The sequence below is a fragment of the Pseudomonas sp. Je.1.5.c genome (assembly GCF_051129895.1).
GTDB classification, from domain to species: Bacteria; Pseudomonadota; Gammaproteobacteria; order Pseudomonadales; family Pseudomonadaceae; genus Aquipseudomonas; species Aquipseudomonas urmiensis.
Genome location: NZ_JBCPSP010000117.1, coordinates 1 through 265 on the forward strand (window position 1 = coordinate 1; position 265 = coordinate 265).

Annotated in this window: 1 protein-coding gene; it reads left to right on the forward strand. The window is 67.2% G+C overall.

Features of this window, described 5'->3' with window-relative positions:
* Positions 1 to 265: hypothetical protein (locus AAZU54_RS27380; protein WP_434727907.1), on the forward strand; the 265-nt coding region annotated here is incomplete at both ends.

Sequence of the window (265 nt, forward strand, 5' to 3'; positions counted from 1 at the left end):
TACGACCGGGCCGGCAACCTCAGCCGCGAGCACCAGTACTACCGCTTTCTCGACACCCCCAGCGTGGCCATCTGGCAGCACGAGTACGACGCCCTCAACCAACGCTGTGCCACCACCCGCCCGGATGACCACCGGGTTAGCTGGCTGACCTACGGCAGCGGCCACCTGCTGGCGATCAAGCTCGATGACGCCGAGCTGCTCAGCTACCAGCGCGACGCCCTGCACCGGGAAATCGGCCGCGTGCAAGGCAACGGCCTGCAGCAAC